Raw genomic sequence first — 17147 nt, forward strand, 5'->3', positions numbered from 1 at the left:
GTTGTTGGGGGTCGAAATGATCTGCCCACCCGGGCTCGCCCTCAATCAGGGCCAGAGCGGCAGGCTAATGGTCACCAATCACAGCAAGCGCCAATCCCGCGCAGCGGGTTCGTTCTCCGGCCCAAATTCAGTCTCTTGCTCAAAATCAACTATGCGTGATTGTGGAAGAGCCCAGCCAACATTAGGCTCAACAACATGTGCCGCATCTAATGTCCGTCCTGGCTTTGGCGACCAGGCGAATTAAGAGGCCAGAAAAGAGATGTCCTTGAACTTGCATCAACGGTTCCATAGTTTGCCGGCCAGCATTGTCCACGACGCGATGCGTGCACAAGGGTTGGGGCAACGGGTTTTGCCCCCGACCATCCGTCCCATCGCTCCTGGCTCGAAGCTCTGCGGACCGGCGTTCACCGTGTCGGGGCGCACTGTCCACGATCACGACGCGCATGAAACGCTCCTTGCTTGGACGGCCATGCTGTCGCGCGTGCCAGCAGATCACGTGCTGGTAATGCAACCGAATGACAACATCGTAGCACACATGGGCGAACTGTCGGCAGAGGCGCTGACCTTGCGTGGCGTGCTGGGGGCAGTCATCGATGGCGGGTGCCGCGATATTGATCGGATCAACAGCATCGGCCTGCCCGTCTTCTGCCGCTACTTCACACCGCTCGACGTGGTGGGTCGGTGGCTGCCTGATCGCTTTGGCGAGCCCGTCATGATCGGAGATTGGGAGATCAACACGGGGGATGTCATCGTCGCTGATACGGATGGGATATGCGTGGTACCGCGAGCTCACGCCGAACAGATCGCCAGCGCAGCCGAAACCGCGATGAACACGGAAAATCTCGTGCGGACTGCCATCCTTGCCGGCGTTGATCCCGAAACTGCCTATCGGCGGCACGGCAAATTCTGAATTCCGCGCCTCAGTGAGCGCGAGCGGGCAGACAGGATGGCCCAGCGGGCGTGAAGCTCTTGTAGGTCAGGATGAACTCCTGGTGGCCCAGTGCCTCCGAACAGGTGCGTTCCCCGCTGGCCACCGCCTCCACCAGCGCCGCGATCTCTGCGCCAACCGTGTCAAGATCGGCGTGGCCCTCCAGGATGCGGCCGGCATCAATGTCCATGTCTTCCGGCAACCGCCGCCACGTATCGGGATTGGCGCAAACCTTGATGACCGGCGAGATTGCCGAACCCACAACAGATCCACGCCCGGTGGAAAACAGGATCACCTGCGCGCCGCAGGCCATGAGTTCGACGATCTCGGCATTGTCGGCGATGTTGGGAAAACCAAAGCGCACTTCGCCATCGGGCACGACATCAAGCAGGTAAAGGCCGCCGCCTGGCGGCAAATCGCCGGGCTTCAGCAGGCCAGCAATCGGCGAGGCACCCGACTTGGCATAGGCGCCCATGCTCTTTTCTTCCTGGGTCGTCAGGCCGCCATCGGCATTGCCGACCGCGAAGCTGCCATGGCCCAGCGTGGTGTAATAGCGGGCAGCCTTGTCCACCGTGGCCACTATCTCGGCACCCAATTCGGGCGTGACGGCCCGCGCGGCCATATGGCCCTCGCAGCCGATCAGCTCACCGGTTTCCTCGAAGATGCCGGCGGCTCCGGCGGCGATCAGCCGATCAAAGGCACGACCAATGGCCGGGTTTGCCGTCAGGCCGCTGGTGCCGTCAGACCCGCCGCAGATTGTGCCGACTACCAGATCGGCCGGTTTCAGCGGCACGGTCGACATGGCAGCCAGTGTGGGCAAGGTCTGTGCCACCCACTCGCGGCCGCGCGCGATGGTGCTGCGGGTGCCGCCTTCCTCCTGGATGACCAGCAGCGAGGCCGGGCGGCCGCTGGCACGCACCACCTCCAGCAGCCGGTTGCGCGCGAAACTTTCGCAGCCCAGCGATACCAGCAGCACGGCGCCAACATTGGGATGGCAGCAAAGCCGCTCCATCATCGCTTGCGCATAAGTGTTGGGATAGCAGCCCGGAAAGCCAATCAGGTGCACGTCGCCACCATCGTGGCGCTCGGCCACGGCGCGCGCGACATGGTGGGCGCATTCCACAAGATAGGCGACGACAACAATGTTGCGGATACCTTTTCGGCCATCCTGGCGAAGCCATCCCCTCATGCCGTGTGTCCCGCTGCCGACGTCGCCAGATAATCGCTGGCCAGATTATGAAGATGCACCCAGGCGCCAGCCGGGATGTCGCGCGTTGCCGAACCGATGCAGGCGCCGTACTTGATGATCTTGTCGCCGGCACCAATCGGCAGGCGGGCCAGCTTGTGCCCCAGCGGCACCGGTTCCGGCAGCACGATTTCGCGGCCGCCATCATGCAGAAGCTGACCAGCTGGCAAGTCGGCCACAGCGACGAGCACATTGTCGGACGCAGCCAGCAGCAACACGGGCTGGGCCTGCATCATGCGGCGATCTCCAGCACCGATGCCGACGCACCGGTCAACGCTGGCGGCACCTCGACCACAAGATCATCCACATCACTCCGACAGTCCAATGCCGGGCCGCCAAACAGCGACAGGCCGGCCACCCTGCCCCAGCCGGTCAGCCGCAACGTGGGCGGCAACGGACCAGCCACCAGCGCGAAGTGGGCGCCGCCGGCGCCAACGGGCAGCAACAGCGTGTCGCCACTGCCCACCTGCGGCAGTCCCGCCCACGGCCGACTGCCATAGATGGCGCGACCGTGGTGTTTCAGGAAATCGCCGAGGTGGCGCAGCGGGCCGGTCTGTTCTTCAGGAATACTGCCATCGGCGCGCGGACCGATGTTGATCAGCAGATTGCCGCCGTTGCCGACAATGCGCAGAAACATGTCGACCAGCGCTTTGCCGCTCAGGAAATCGGCGGCGATCTCGTTGGCCTTGTAGCCGAAACTGTGGCCGACGCCGCGCACCGTTTCCCACGCCACGTCGCCCATTCCGCCGCTGGTGGCATATTCGGGCGTGCGGTGATCAAACACCGCCGGCATGTCGGGCGCAAAGGCAAAGCCGGGCGTGCGCAGGGCATCGGCAATGGCACGGTTGAAGGCGGCGCGAGCAGCCGGATCGGCCATTGCGGCATGGGTTGGCGTGGGCAGCTGGAAACGGTCGTTGATCAACCGGTCTTCCCGGGCGTTGTAATATTCGGCCAGCAATTCCCACAGATCGCCGGCATCCGGATAGCCAATATCGTTCCACAGGATGTCGGGATCAGTTGCCGCGATCAGCTCGCGATAATGGTCCCGCATCATCTGCCGGGCGACGGGCCCGGCGGGCAGCGCAGCGCGCATCTCGCCCAGGTTGGCGATGGGTTCGGGGTTCAGCGTCCAGTCGAGCCCGGCGCTGTAGTAGACGCCGAAGTGCAGATTCCGCGCCCGCGCGGCGACCGCCATTTCCACCACGAGGTCGCGCGGCGCGTGCCATTGTGCCCCGCGCATCGGATTGGCAAAGCGTGTCGGCCACAGGCAATAACTGTCGTGATGCTTGGTCACCGGCACCACATAACGAGCACCGATCCCGGCGATGAAATCCATCATCGGATCGGCTGACCATGTGGCCAGCCCGGCCTCGAAGGTGGCGCGAAAATCCGTGTAGGGCGCCTCGCCAAAGCGTTGCCGGTGCTGAAGCGCCGTCGGTCCATCGGCGAACTTCAGGCTGTTCTCGTACCATTCGGCATAGGGCGTAAGCTTCAAGGCGTCATCGGGCCGGTCCGCAAGCAGCTTCACGACATCGGTCCCGCGCGGCGCAAAGGCCGGCACCGAATACAGGCCCCAGGTGATCATCACGCCCAACTTGGCGTCACGCCACCAACTAGGCACGCTGTGCGCAGCGAGGCTTTCGGGATCGGGGCGATAGCGCGTCATGCCCAGGGGTATCCCGGTGCGCCGGGGCGCAGATGGGCAAAACGCTGCTTCACCTCCTCCAGCGAAAGCACATGGGCATCGCCGCCGGTTTCGCGCGGGTCGGTGTTGCGGTGTCGCTTCAATTCAAACCGTGCGAGCTGGTTGCGATGCACCTCATCCGGCCCATCGGCCAGGCGCAGCAGGCGCGCGGTGGCAAAGGCCGCGCTGAGCAGGTGATCGTTGGCGGTGCCGCCGCCGCCAAACAATTGCATCGCATTGTCTACCACCTTCTGGGCCATGGCTGGCGCCGCGATCTTGATCATGGCGATCTCGGCCCGCGCCGCCTTGTTGCCCACCGTGTCCATCATGTGCGCGGCCTTCAACGTGAGCAGCCGGCATTGCTCGATGGCCAGTCGCGCTTCGGCGATGCGTTCCAGCGTCACCGACTGATCGGCAAGCGCGGTGCCGAACGGGCTGCGCTGCTCTGCCCGCCGGCACATGCGTTCCAGCGTCCGTTCCGCCAGGCCAATCAAACGCATGCAGTGGTGGATGCGCCCGGGCCCCAGCCTGCCCTGCGCGATTTCGAAGCCGCGCCCCTCGCCCAGCAGAATGTTGCTGGCCGGCACGCGCACGTTGTCGAACAACACTTCGGAGGCGCGGTCGGGCACGCCGTAAAATCCGAGCACCGGCAGGGGCCGCAGCACGGTCACGCCAGGCGTGTCCTTGGGCACCAGGATCATCGACTGCTGGCGGTGGCGATCAGGGTGATCGGGCGCGGTCTTTCCCATCAGGATGATAATGCGGCAGCGCGGATCAGTGGCACCGGTGGTGTACCATTTGCGGCCGTTGATCACATAATCGTCGCCATCCCGCACGATGGCGCAAGCTACGTTGGTGGCATCGGAAGACGCCACCTCCGGCTCCGTCATCGCAAAGGAGGATCGCGTTTCCCCGGCCAGCAAAGGCGCCAACCACTGTGCCTGCTGTTCAGGCGTGCCATAGCGCAGCAGCACTTCCATGTTGCCGGTATCAGGGGCCGCGCAGTTGAACACCTCCGGCGCCATCAACGATCGGCCCATGATCTCGCACAACGGCGCATATTGGAGATTGGTGAGACCAGTTTCGCCGGCGTGCGGCGGCAGGAACAGATTCCACAGCCCCTCGGCCCGGGCCAGCGGCTTCAGTTCCTCAACCACCGGATAGACACCCCAGGGGCCAAGTTGTTCGGCCTCGGCATAATAGCGCGCCTCGTTCGGATAGACGTGGCGAGCCATGAAGGCCTTGAGGCGGACGGCCAGTTCCTGCGTGATGCCATCGGGTTCGAACATGGTCGCGGTTACTCCTCGCAGCGTTCGATCAGGGTGGCATTGGCCATCCCGCCGGATTCACACATGGTGACCAAGCCATACCGGCCACCGGTGGCCTCCAGCCCGGCCAGGCAATTCAGGAACAGGCGCCCGCCCGATGCGCCCACCGGATGGCCAATGGCGATAGCGCCGCCCATGCGGTTGACCCGCGCCGGATCAGCGCCGGTCGCCGCCAGCCAGTCGAGCACGACGCTGGCAAAAGCTTCGTTCACTTCAAAAACGTCGATGTCAGCGATGCCGAGTCCGGCCCGTTCCAGCAGTTTGCGCGTGGCCGGCACGATCGCGGTGAGCATGAACAGCGGATCATCGCCAGCCACGGCAAAATGCGTCACTCGTGCCCGCGGCCGCAAGCCCAGGGCGCGGGCCCGGCCCTCCTCCATCAGCAGCAGCGCGCAGGCGCCATCGCTGACCTGGCTGGATGTGCCGGCTGTCACCTGCCAATCGATGTGCGGGAACCGCTCCGCCATGTCGGGGCTGTGAAAGGCCGGCGGCAGAGAAGCGAGGCGTTCCAGCGTGCTGTCGGCGCGCACGCCTTCATCACCGTCCACCACGCGGTCTTCGACCTGCACCGGCACGAGTCCCGGTGCGGGCTGCGCAGCAGCAAGTTGATGGGAACGCAGGGCAAAGCGATCCATCGAATCGCGGCTGATGCCGCGGCGCGCCGCGATCAGTTCGGCTGAAACCCCCTGGTGCACCAGGCCATCTGGATAGCGGTCGGCCAAGGCCGTACCCATATTATCCCGCCCCAGCCGGTTGGCCTTGGCCGGCACCGTGGACATCATCTCGACCCCAGCGGCCACCACCACATCATAGGCACCGGCGATGATGCCACAGGCGGCAAAATCGATCGCCTGCTGGGCCGATCCGCATTTGCGATCAAGGCTGACGGCCGGCACACTGTCGGGCCAACCCGCCGCAAGAACCGCCTGACGACCGATGTTACCGGCCTGCTCCCCGGCCTGGATCACGCAGCCGGTGATCACGTCCTCGACACTGACCGGGTCGATACCGGTCCTATCGGCAAGAGCAGACAGGCACTGGGCAAGCAGATCCACCGGGTGGAGCCCATGCAAAGCGCCGCCCGGTCGGCCCTTGCCAAACGGGGAACGCACGCCGTCAACGATGACAGCCCGCCTCATCGCGACAACTCCACCGACAATGTCTCACTGGCGATGCGGAATTGCCGGCTGGACAGCGTCTTCATCAGGCGGATCACCTGGTCCGCCTCGGCAGAGGAGGCCAGCGGCAGACTGGTCACCAGCGGGCCGGCAGCACGCATCCGATCAATATCAGCCTGCGGCACCAGTGCGCGCAGGAACAGCTCATCATCGTCATCAGTACCGTGGCGGCAGCGCAGTTCGGCCAGCGTCGGCTGTTCCGGCGGGTTGGCCAGCACGGCCTTGGCCTTGGGATCAGCCATAATGCGATCGAGGACTTGCGGATCGATGGGTGCCACGGGCTGGCCATAATGACCGGCCGCATAGGTGATGACTTCTTCCGGGATGATCGACCAGCGCTTGCCGGTCACGATGTTCAGCACCGCCTGGATGCCGACCAGCTGGCTGAAAGGCGTCGCCATGCCGGGCCAGCCCAGTTCGCGGCGCACGTTGGCCACTTCGGCCAGCACCTCGCCCAGCCGGTCTGCCATGCCATGCTGCTGCAATTGCGCCTTGAGCGTGCCGACCATGCCGCCGGGGATCTGGTGGGCAATGGCAAACAGATCATATTCGGCATGTTGATTGACGAGGAAACCGCAGGCGCGACCCACCGCCTCGAAATGCGCGGCAACAGGCGGCAGGCAAGCAAGATCAAGATCATGGCTGTGGCCAAGATGGGCCAGGTTCGCTGCGATGCATTCGGTCGACGGTACCGATGGCCCGTTTGCCATCGGCCGGCTGGCGGTGTGCAGGATACTCACCCCCAGCGCCAGCGCATCGCAATAGGCCTTGGCCGATTGGCCCATCAAGTTGTTGGCATGAAACTCGATCGGCTTGCCGCGGGCCTCGGCCACGATGGCCGGCAACAATGTGGACAGGCGCTCCTTCTCGAGCACGCCGGCGGTGTCATAGAGCAGCAGCGTGTCCACTTCCGGCAACGCCGCCAGGGCGCGGGCCTTTTCGGCATAATAGGCATCGGTGTGCACCGGGGAGAGGGTGAACATGATCGCCCCGGCAATCTCCGACCCAAATTCCTTGGCGACCCGCGCCAGCCGCTGCGTGCGTTCGATATCGAACAGCACATCGTAGATCCAGAAGCTGCCAGCGCCGTGGCGGTTGAGCTGGCGCATCCACAGGTCCATCAGGGCATCGGGCGTGGTGCGGAAGCTGATGGCCGCATTGGCGCGCATGCCAGACCTCAGAACGGTGCGCGGCATGGCGGCCTTCAACGCGTCCATCATCGCCCACGGGTTTTCTTGGCAGTGGCGAACCAACACCTCGAAATGGTGCGATCCGGTCAGATCGATGACGCGGAAACCGGTGCGGTCCAGCGCCTCACAAGCCGGCAAGGCATGACGCGCCTGCATGCGCATGCCCCACAGAGATTGCTGCCCGTCGCGCAGCGTCTGATCAAGGAACTCCACCTTCATGACAATTGTTCGCCCGCTGGAAGGAAGCCGGCTTCCAGCCAGCGTGTGGACAGAAGATTGGCGATGAAGTCGCCATGCCCGGCGATGCGCCGCAGGAACGGGATCGATGTGGCGATGCCTTCGACATGAAAGCCCGCCAGCCCTTGCTGCAACCGATCCACCGCCGCCGCGCGCGTGGGGGCCGTCACGATCAGCTTGGCCACCATGGAGTCATAGAATGGCGGCACGCGGCAGCCCGCGCCAAAGCCGCTGTCCACCCGGACGTCAGCAGGCGGCTGCCACGAGGTAATGCGGCCAGGAGCCGGCCGGAAATCGTCATCTTCGGCCAATATTCGCACCTCGATGGCGTGGCCGCGCGCAACGAGATCGGCAGGCAGTTCGAAACGACCAAAGGCCAATGCGATTTGCCACTGCACCAGGTCGATGCCCCAGATCATCTCGGTCACCGGATGCTCAACCTGGATACGGGCATTGACCTCGAGGAAGCGATATTGTCCGCGCACCTCGTCCCACAGATATTCCACAGTGCCGGCACCGCGATAGCGGATGGCGCCGAGCAGACGCGCGGCGGCGGCCTCCATGCCGGCGCGCGCCGCTTCGGGAACGGCTACCGCCGGCGCTTCCTCGACCAGTTTCTGGTAACGGCGCTGGATCGAACAGTCGCGCGTGCCCAGCGTGATCACCTGCCCATCCCCCAGTCCGAAGGCCTGCACCTCCACATGGCGGGCTGATTCGACGAAGGGCTCCAGGTAGATGCGGCCGTCACCGAAGGCGGCCTCCGCTTCGGCGCGTGCCTCGGCAATGGCAGCCGCCAATCCGGCTTCCTCGCGCACGACGCGCATGCCGCGCCCGCCGCCACCAGCCGATGCCTTGGTGACCACCGGATAGCCCAGGGCACGCGCCGCCGCGACAGCAGCCGAAGCATCGGTTAGCGCTTCACTGGCCTGCCCGGTTTCAACCCCCAGTTCTCGCGCGAGGGCACGAGCGGCCAGCTTGTCGCCTACCGCTTCCATCTGGTCGGCGGTCGGGCCGCAGAAGGCCAATTCTGCATTGGCGACAGCCCGCGCAAAGTCAGCGTTCTCGGACAGGAAGCCATAGCCGGGATGCAAGGCGGAACAGCCGCTGGCCCGGGCGGCATGGATCATCAAGCGTCCGTCCAGATAGGATTGCCGCGCCGGTGCCGGGCCCAGCACAAGTGCGCGTGTCGCAGCCCGTGCCCACAGGCTGTCGCGATCTGCTTCGGATACGCCAACCACCGTTTCCACGCCCATCGCGTGCGCGGCCGTGATGATCCTCAACGCGATCTCGCCGCGGTTGGCGACGAACAGCCTATCCATCAGCACGGATCCGGAACAGCGGCTGGCCATATTCCACCAGGTCGCCATCGCTGGCCAGGATCGCAGTCACCACGCCGGCGCAGGGAGACTTGACGCTGGTGAACAGCTTCATGACCTCGATCAGACACAGATCGTCGCCGGCAGCGACGCGGGCACCGACCTCGGTGAACGGAGCGGCACCCGGCTTGGGCGAGCGATAGAAACTGCCCAGATTGGGGGCGGAGACGGCCTGGCTTCCGTCATCCACCGGCGCCGGGGCTGAGGCTGGCTGGGGCGGGCGCACAGGTGGCACACTGGCAAGCTGGAGGCCCGGCAGCAGGCCGCCGTCCTTGGACAGCGCGACCTCAATGCCGTCCGCCTTCAGCTGGATGCTGCGCCAGTCGCTTGCCTCGAAGGCCGCCAGAATCGCCTCAATGTCGGCACGCGAAATCGCCATGGGCAGTTCAATCCATCTCTTGGGCAAGGGAGAGGTCACGGTCGCCGGCGGCATTCGCCAGGACATGATAGCGTGCCAGCGCCGGTACGGCCGGCGGCGGCGCCAGCGGCAGCAGGCCATCGAACACACGTCCACTCGCGCCGCAAACGGTCACCGGATGCCCGCCGATCAAGGCCTGCACGCCAGGGCCGCAACCGGTCACCACCGGTTTTCCTAACGCCCGGCCCACAACGGCGGCATGGCTGGTGGCGCCGCCGGCCTCGGTGACTACGGCCACCGCCGCCAGCATGCCGCCCACGTCGTCGGGGCTGGTGGTCGGACGAACCAACACCACTGTCTCGCCGGCGGCGGCGCGAGCTTCGGCTTCATGAGCGCTGGTCACTGCAACGCCGGCACCAGCCCCCGGCGATGCGGGTGTACCAGTAGCCAGCACCTTGGCATCCCCGGCGTCGGCCAGCACCGGCGCCAGCAGCGCGGCCAGTTGATCCGGCGTTACGCGCGCCAACGCCTCATCGCGGTCCAGCAGTCCTTCATCGTGCATCGCCATGGCGATGGTGAGCGCCGCCCGCGCGGTCCGCTTGGCAGGACGGCTCTGCAGGAAGAACAGGCGGCCGGATTCGATGGTGAATTCGATATCCTGCGCATCGCGGCCGGAGCGTTCGAGTTCGCGAGCGCCGGCAAGCAATTGCTGATGAACCTCGGGCATGACCTGCGCCAACCGTTCGATTGGGTGGGCGTTGTGGGTGCCGGCTACCAGCGCTTCGCCTTGGGCGCGAGGCAACCATTCGCCCCAAGCCGCATTATCGCCGCTGATCGGATTGCGGCTGAACAACACGCCCGTGCCTGACCGGTCGCACAAATTGCCGAACACCATCGCCTGCACGGTGACAGCGGTGCCCAGATCATCCGGAATGCCGTGGTGAGCGCGATAGCGGCGAGCGCGGCGGCTGTTCCACGACGCCATCACGGCTTCGACGGCAGCCAGCAGCTGCGCCTGGGCATCGTCGGGCACCGGCCCCACGCACATGGTGAACTGGGCCGTGAAGCTGTCACGCAGATCGGCGACAAAGGCGGGATTGCCGGTTTCCGCCGCCAGGCCCGCCGCCGACCTTTCGGTGAGGCCCAGGTTGAGCAAGGTTTCCATCATGCCCGGCATCGATACCGCCGCGCCCGACCGCACCGACAGCAGCAGCGGCCGCTGCGCCGCGCCGAACTGGCGGCCGGTGGCGACTTCAAGACCACGCACACCTGCCTGCAGCATCTCCGCAAAGCCGGCGGGCAGGCTGCCACTGGCCGCCCAGGCGCGGGCCACATCGGTTGGCACCACGAAGGCCGGCGGCACCGGCAGCCCCAGCCGCGCCATTGCCAGCAACGATGCCGCCTTGCCGCCGATGCGGTCCGGCCCTGCCTCGAGACTGGCGTCGAGCGGCAGGATCATTCCACCCGCTCCGTGCCCGACAGGCGCAACAGCTCCTCGTGCAGGTCGAACCAGAGTGTGTGATAGCTTTCACAGCCGACATCGGAAACGAAGGCCATATCGCCATCTTCGGCCCGTTCCAGGGCCGCCAGCAGTCCGTCCCGATAGACACCCAGGCGCGGCAGCAACACCGCAAACTGGTCGAGCAGCGGCGTCACCCGGTCGTGGAAACGGCCCAAACGGTCAATGATGCGTTGATCGTGCGCGGTGTCGGCATGATCGTTGGCCAGCGTGACACCCGCGACCGTGCGCGTCTGCCAGTCGGTCATCAGCGCCTTGAGGTCGCGGTTCACCACCTCGAACCGGTTCACCGCCTCGGCAAAGGCCGGATCGGCGCGCAACGCTGCGCAGGTGCGGGAATAATCCGCCGCCAGCGCCATCCGGGCCAGCGGCGCCAACATCAGGCGATCGCCCGCGCTCACCACGCGGCCATGGGCCGCCGCCAGCGCCAGCATTGCCTCCGCTTCGGCCGGGTCCATCGCCATGCGGCGGGCGACATCGGCCGGCGTCGCCGTGCGCAGGATGGCCAGGCCATGCAGGGCCAGGTGCCAGTTCGGACCAGGATCCCTCATGCCGTCACCTCATGTCCCTCGATGGCAAGCCGCTTCACCTCGCGGCGCAGGATCTTGCCGGCCGGGCTCTTGGGCAGCGCCGGCCACACGGATATGGATTTGGGTGCCTTGTAGCCGGCAAGGCGCGCGCGGGCGTGTGCTAGCAGGGCAGGCGCATCGATGTCCTGGCCGCTGACCACGGCGTGAACGCGGTCCCCCCAGGTTTCGTCGGGAAGGCCCACCACGGCGGCCTCAACCACGCCGGGGAAGGCCAGCAGCACGTCTTCCACCTCGCGGGGATAGACATTGTAGCCGCCCGAAATCAGCATGTCGCCCTTGCGGTCGAGCAGGTAGAAGAAGCCGTCGTCGTCCATGCGGCCAATGTCGCCCGTGTGGAGCCAGCCGCCGCGAAACGCCTCGGCCGTGGCTTCGGGGCGGTTCCAATAGCGCGCCATCAATTGCGGGCCTTTGACCACGATCTCGCCTACAGCGCCCGGCGGCAACAGTTTGCCCTTGTCGTCCATCACCGCCACTTGGGCCAGCGTGAACGGCCGGCCGCACGATCCGATGCGGTCATGCTCGTCAGCCTTCAGGCAGGTGATGACCATCGGCGATTCCGCCTGGCCGTAGGTCTGTGCGAAGACCGGTCCGAAGCGCTGTTCAGCCCGCGCATAGACGGCAGGCGCAATCGGAGATGCACCATAAGCGATGCGGCGTAGCGCGAAATCGGCGGCCGCAAGCGCCGGTTCTTCCAGCAGCAGGGCCAGCATCGTCGGCACCAGGAACGTCATCGTGGCGCGCGTGGACGTCGCCAGCGTGATGAAGCTGGCCGGATCGAACTTGGCCATCACCAGCGACGTGGCACCGCGCACCAGTGCCGGCAGGAAGAAGGCGCCAGATGCGTGGGCGATGGGCGCGGCATGCAAGAAACGGTCATCCGGGCCAATGTCGGGCACCAGGTCGGTCAGGAAGGCCGAAAGCTCGGCCAGTTCGCCGCGTTCGGTCAGCGTCACCGCCTTGGGCCGGCCAGTCGTGCCCCCGGTGAAGCCCAGCCGGTAGGGCTCGTCAAGGCTGCGCTCGATACCGCGGGGCTGGTCGTCGGCTGCAGCCAGCAATGCCTGCACCTTGGCTGGCGGCAGGATGATCTCGACACCCAGATCCAGCGCCTCATCGCCCACCAGCACGGCGCGCGTGCCAACTTCGGCCAGCTTGAAGCGGAGATCGGCCAGCGTGTCGCGGCTGTTGAGGCTGACCCGCACCAGCCCGGCGCGGGCCAGCCCGTAATAGGCGACCAGGCAATCAATGCCGTTGGGCAGCAGCACCCCCACGCGATCGCCATGGGCCAGGCCCAGTGTCTGCATGGCATTGGCAAAACGATTGGTCGCGACATCGAAATCGGCGAACGTCACCAGCCGGTCGCCTTCCACCAGGCAGGGCTTGCTGCCGAACTGGCGGGCGGCGCGGGCAATCAGGTCACTGATCTGGCTCATGATTGGCAGCCCGGCCAGGCACGAGAAGTCTCGCAGAGGAAATTCGCCTCCGGATGGCAGCTTGCCGGCACAAAGACTCGCGCAGCAGCATTATATTCGGCCAGGCTCAGCACACCGCGGGTCGTGCGATAGCGATCGTTCTTGGGCGGCAGATGGCTTTCACCTGGCAGCGGCGGCCCCACCTGCGGCAGGAAGGGCGCGCCCGACAACACCGATAGCGGCAAGGGCGTCAGCACACGGGCCGGTTTGTCCGACCATTTCATCATGCCATGCGGCGCAGTCTGCTGGCTGGGCATGGTCAGGCTGCCCACCAGTTCGCCAAGCGCGCCGTCGGAATACTCATCTGACAGGATGGGCCGGAACCGCTCTGCCCGCGGGTCGATCTCCAGCCATTCTGCCGGGTCGAACACGCCGGCGATATGGGCGATTTCCTTGCAGATCGCATAGTAGGAGATCGCACCTGCATCGATCAGCTGATCGCGGCTCCAACCGGCCATGCGCAGCCACAGGCGGTCGGTCGCTGCCTTGGCCTTGTCCGACAGGTCGTGCAGCATGGCCGCCAACGTTTCCGGGCTTTCCATGCCCACCGGCACATGGCCTTCACTGAGCGCGTCGGAAACGTAGAGGCCGATGCCGGTCAACCGGTCGGAGGTGAATTCCGGCGTGGCTTCAAAGCTGCCCCAATCATCCACCAGGTGGAAATGGCAGCCGGTCGCCTCCATCGCCACGGTCAGGTTGTTGAACGGCATGTCGGCGGCGATGTCGTCGAGCCACGGCAGCGATGTTTCGGCGAGGTCCATGAAATCGCGCATCAGCAACTGCCGGTCGGCATCCAGGCGGTAGGGGCCGGAGTTGGTGAGGCTGATGCGGCTCTCGGCGCTGACTAGGAAACCATATTGGGACACGGTAGCGAGGAAGCGCTGCGCCGCCACCGACAGGGCGTCGCCGGGCGTAACCTTGTGCATCTCGCCGGCAAAGCGCTGGACGGCGTCATGGGTGAGGATTTGCGCGCGCTGGTTGTAATCGGCGTTGGTCAGGTGGCCATCATTGCGGTGCCAAGAAAGCTGGAAGCGCTTCCAGAAGTCCATCACCGTGATCACGTCTTCGATGGCGTCCTGCGGGCGCAACAGGCCCAGGTTGATCAGATATTCGCGGCCCAGCAGGTAGAAGCAGGGCAGCGCCCACCCGATCGAGCTGTTCTGCGCCTTCACCCCCATCTGGCGGGCGCGATCGGCAATCACCTCGGCCGGCATCACCGCCTCCACCTTCCGGATCAGGCTGGGATAGCGATAGAAGGCGTTGAGATAGGACAGCAGGATATAGGCCGACACCGGATAGAGCTTTGACCCCTGCACCGTGCGGGTGAGACACAGCCAGTAGGTGCTGTCGCCGCAGGCCTGGATGAGCTGGTTGGTTTCCAGCAGGCGGGCATAGCTGATGCCCGATTTCTTGAGATCAGCGCTGCCCGTCATGCCAGTTTCCAGATGCGCGCCGGCATTTCGGTGCCAGACAGATAGGAATCGGCGGTACGGGCCGGCGCACTGGTTTCCAGGCGAACGCGGTCACCATCGGCAATCCCGGCCAGCCTGGCGTTCATCAGGCACGGAATGCCATGTTCACGCGCCAGGATGCCAAGGTGCGAGCGTACGGTTCCGCCGGCGCAGACCAGACCGGCAAATCGATCAAGGATGGGCGCGGTCAGGGTGCCGCCGCTATCATCGATGACGGCGATGCTGCCATCGGGCACGCCCTGTTCCATCAGCGCGATCACTTGCGCCGCTGAACGCACATAACGGGCGATACCCTCGATATCTTCGCTGCCCTGCACGACGTTATCGCCGACCCCGCACAGCGCCCGCCCTTGTGCATCGGGCGGGGCGGACGGCGCATCGGGATGGGCAAAGCCGCCTTCCAGCGAGGCCAGGCCCTGATAGGCCTCCGGACGTTCGGTCGCCGATATGGTGGCGGAAAAAGCATAGCGGTGCCCGGTGGCCAGCACGGCCGCATCGATGGCCGCCAGATCGGCCTTGGTAATGAGATGATCGATCGGCCCGGCAACGAATGCATCCCAGCCAAGGCCGCTCTGCGCCAGCCGGCGTCGCACCAGGTCGCGAACGGAAAGATGCACGGCGGCGACGAGCGGCGAGTCGGGCTCGCCGCCCCACAAGCCATTGTCGGTGGGCAGCCGCGTCATGCCCGTGGTTCCCGTGCAGCGGCATCCGTCATCACCAGCAGCGTGCCGTTGTTGCGCCCTTCGAACAGGTCGCAAAAATGCTGCGGCAGTTGTTCGAAGCCTTCGCGCAGGTCGTCGCGATAAATCAGGGCGCGGCTGTCATACAGCGTCTTCAGTTCGGCGCGGGCCGTCTCCCATTCGGCGGCGAAATCACCAACCAGAAAGCCGCGCATGGTGATTCCGCCATAGATCAGGCGCATCATGTTGGCCGGGCCGCGCATGCCCGCCCCGTCATAGCCAGCGATCTGCCCGCACAGGACGATGCGGCCAAGCCGGTTCATCTCGTTGACCGCCGCATCCAGCGTATCGCCGCCCACATTGTCAAAGAACACGTCCACCCCGTTGGGGCAGGTGCGTGCGATGGCTTCAGGCAGCGACTCGCTGCGATAATCGATGGCGGCATCGGCCCCGGCGACTTCGGTGAGCCAACGGCATTTTTCCGGCCCGCCGGCGATCCCGACAACGCGCGCGCCAAGCAACCGGCCAAGCTGCACCGCAATGCCGCCAACCGATCCGGCAGCGCCCGACACCAGCAACGTCTCGCCCGGCTGCAGCAGACCGACGAGCCTGATCCCGAACCAGGCCGTCAACGGATTGATGCCAAAGCGGCCCATTGCATCAACGAGGCTCAGCGTCGGCGGAACCAGCACCGTCTCGTCTCCAGGCAGGCGCAACCGACTTTGCCAGCGGCCAAAGCAGGTGACATCAGCCCCCACCGGGCGATCCGGGTCCGCCGAGGCCATGATGCGCCCGCCCGCCGGTGCCAGCATGGCCTCGCCCAGCCCGACCGAGGGATAAAGGCTGTTGCCGGGCGGATCCATCCAGTTGCGCATGGTGGGCGCACACAGGAACAGGCGCAGGGCCACCTCCACCTCGCCCGGCGCCAAAGGTTGCGCCATCGGCGGCTGAGGCTGAACCGTAAAGATGTCAGGGCGCAACCGGCCTTCCGGGCGGCGCGACAGGATCATTTGCTGGCCGGTCATGGCCGCGCCCCGTGGCAGGCTCGAATGCCCCGTACCGGCTTCGCCTTCATGACCTTGCTCTCCCCATGACCGCCAATGTGCGCTTCACTGGTGAAACGTCGATTTACGGCTATCTAAGCATGCGCCTTGGATGCTGGCAACCCGCATTTGGTACCTGCCGAAAAGGCGTGGCCCCCGCATCGGCGCTTGCACCACTACGGCACTTGTGAAATGCTAGTTCAAATATAAAAGGGGAAGGATCAAACCATGGAATATCGCGCCCTTGGCGGGACCGGCCTTTCGGTCAGCGTGCTGTCGCTTGGCGGTCTGTTCGTGTCGGTAGCCGGTGGCCCCTTCGACCGCGCCCGGGAAGCGGTTCATCACGCGCAGGCACGCGGCGTGAACTATATCGACACAGCACCAATGTATCTCGACAGCGAGGACGTGCTGGGGCGCATCCTGGCCGATTCAACCGAACCGGTCATCCTGTCGACCAAGCTGGGATCGCGGCCGCAGCCGTTCAATCCGCGCGATCCAGCGGCGCTCTTGGAGTCGTTTGAAACCAGTTGCAAGCTGCTGGGACGCGACCAGATTGATATCCTGATGATCCATGAGCCGGATCGCCCCCGCCAGTTCGACTGGTGGGAAGCCATGGACGACGCGCGCGGTCCGGTAATGGATGTCATCGACCGGCTGAAAGGCGAAGGCCGCATCCGTTTTGCCGGGCTGGGCGGCACCACCGCCTATGACATGGCGCGCCTTATCCGTACGGGCCGCTTCGACGTGGTGCTGACCGCCTTCAACACCAGCCTGTTGTGGCGGGAAGCCTGGCATGAAGTGATCCCGGCCGCCGCCGAGCAAGGCATGGGTATCGTCGCCGGATCGCCG

General features: G+C 65.4%; 16 protein-coding genes. 2 read left to right on the forward strand and 14 right to left on the reverse strand.

The features are described 5' to 3' along the window. Positions 1-259 precede the first annotated feature (259 nt). Entirely contained in the window at positions 260-910 is a 651-nt protein-coding gene (locus RT662_RS13575; protein ID WP_313671228.1) for an RraA family protein, read from the forward strand. 10 nt (positions 911-920) lie between these two features. Here the strand turns inward: RT662_RS13575 and RT662_RS13580 are convergent, their stop codons facing one another. Genes RT662_RS13580 through RT662_RS13645 form a run of 14 tightly spaced genes read right to left on the reverse strand, consistent with a single transcriptional unit; the run spans position 921 to position 16280 of the window. After that, on the reverse strand, positions 921-2117 hold the full coding sequence (locus RT662_RS13580) for a UxaA family hydrolase (RefSeq protein ID WP_313671229.1): 1197 nt from the start codon (positions 2115-2117) through the stop codon (positions 921-923). After that, positions 2114-2410: a UxaA family hydrolase gene (locus RT662_RS13585; RefSeq protein ID WP_313671230.1), complete on the reverse strand. Its 297-nt coding sequence runs from the start codon at positions 2408-2410 to the stop codon at positions 2114-2116. Before RT662_RS13585 ends, RT662_RS13580 begins: the two co-directional genes overlap by 4 nt. Then, positions 2407-3840, reverse strand: a complete 1434-nt coding sequence (locus RT662_RS13590; RefSeq protein ID WP_313671231.1) for an alpha-L-fucosidase — start codon at positions 3838-3840, stop codon at positions 2407-2409. Before RT662_RS13590 ends, RT662_RS13585 begins: the two co-directional genes overlap by 4 nt. Further along, the gene (locus tag RT662_RS13595; RefSeq protein ID WP_313671232.1) at positions 3837-5147 is read right to left on the reverse strand and encodes an acyl-CoA dehydrogenase family protein; all 1311 of its coding nucleotides are present in this window, start codon (positions 5145-5147) and stop codon (positions 3837-3839) included. The genes RT662_RS13590 and RT662_RS13595 overlap by 4 nt, the downstream gene beginning before the upstream one ends. Before the next feature lie 8 nt (positions 5148-5155). Continuing rightward, positions 5156-6325: a thiolase family protein gene (locus RT662_RS13600; RefSeq protein ID WP_313671233.1), complete on the reverse strand. Its 1170-nt coding sequence runs from the start codon at positions 6323-6325 to the stop codon at positions 5156-5158. Then, positions 6322-7773: a pyruvate carboxylase gene (locus RT662_RS13605; protein WP_313671234.1), complete on the reverse strand. Its 1452-nt coding sequence runs from the start codon at positions 7771-7773 to the stop codon at positions 6322-6324. Before RT662_RS13605 ends, RT662_RS13600 begins: the two co-directional genes overlap by 4 nt. Next, positions 7770-9110, reverse strand: a complete 1341-nt coding sequence (locus RT662_RS13610) for a biotin carboxylase N-terminal domain-containing protein (RefSeq protein ID WP_313671235.1) — start codon at positions 9108-9110, stop codon at positions 7770-7772. Before RT662_RS13610 ends, RT662_RS13605 begins: the two co-directional genes overlap by 4 nt. Beyond that, positions 9103-9546 (reverse strand): biotin/lipoyl-containing protein, encoded by a 444-nt coding sequence (locus tag RT662_RS13615; RefSeq protein ID WP_313671236.1) that lies wholly within the window; start codon positions 9544-9546, stop codon positions 9103-9105. Before RT662_RS13615 ends, RT662_RS13610 begins: the two co-directional genes overlap by 8 nt. 7 nt (positions 9547-9553) lie before the next feature. Next, complete coding sequence (locus RT662_RS13620) at positions 9554-10984, reverse strand: pyruvate, phosphate dikinase (RefSeq protein ID WP_313671237.1); 1431 nt, start codon at positions 10982-10984, stop codon at positions 9554-9556. Next, entirely contained in the window at positions 10981-11595 is a 615-nt protein-coding gene (locus RT662_RS13625; RefSeq protein WP_313671238.1) for a hypothetical protein, read from the reverse strand. The genes RT662_RS13620 and RT662_RS13625 overlap by 4 nt, the downstream gene beginning before the upstream one ends. Further along, positions 11592-13064: a class I adenylate-forming enzyme family protein gene (locus tag RT662_RS13630; protein WP_313671239.1), complete on the reverse strand. Its 1473-nt coding sequence runs from the start codon at positions 13062-13064 to the stop codon at positions 11592-11594. The genes RT662_RS13625 and RT662_RS13630 overlap by 4 nt, the downstream gene beginning before the upstream one ends. Beyond that, positions 13061-14536 (reverse strand): hypothetical protein, encoded by a 1476-nt coding sequence (locus RT662_RS13635; protein WP_313671240.1) that lies wholly within the window; start codon positions 14534-14536, stop codon positions 13061-13063. Before RT662_RS13635 ends, RT662_RS13630 begins: the two co-directional genes overlap by 4 nt. Continuing rightward, positions 14533-15258, reverse strand: a complete 726-nt coding sequence (locus RT662_RS13640) for a PEP-utilizing enzyme (protein ID WP_313671241.1) — start codon at positions 15256-15258, stop codon at positions 14533-14535. The genes RT662_RS13635 and RT662_RS13640 overlap by 4 nt, the downstream gene beginning before the upstream one ends. Continuing rightward, positions 15255-16280 carry an NADP-dependent oxidoreductase gene (locus RT662_RS13645; protein ID WP_313671242.1) on the reverse strand — a complete coding sequence of 342 codons (1026 nt, stop codon included), beginning with the start codon at positions 16278-16280 and terminating at the stop codon, positions 15255-15257. Before RT662_RS13645 ends, RT662_RS13640 begins: the two co-directional genes overlap by 4 nt. 246 nt (positions 16281-16526) lie before the next feature. Between RT662_RS13645 and RT662_RS13650 the strand changes: the two genes are divergently transcribed. Next, a partial coding sequence (locus tag RT662_RS13650; protein ID WP_313671243.1) for an aldo/keto reductase occupies positions 16527-17147 on the forward strand: 621 nt, incomplete at its 3' end.

This window comes from Sandarakinorhabdus sp. (genome assembly GCF_032115815.1).
Taxonomy (GTDB): Bacteria; Pseudomonadota; Alphaproteobacteria; order Sphingomonadales; family Sphingomonadaceae; genus Sandarakinorhabdus.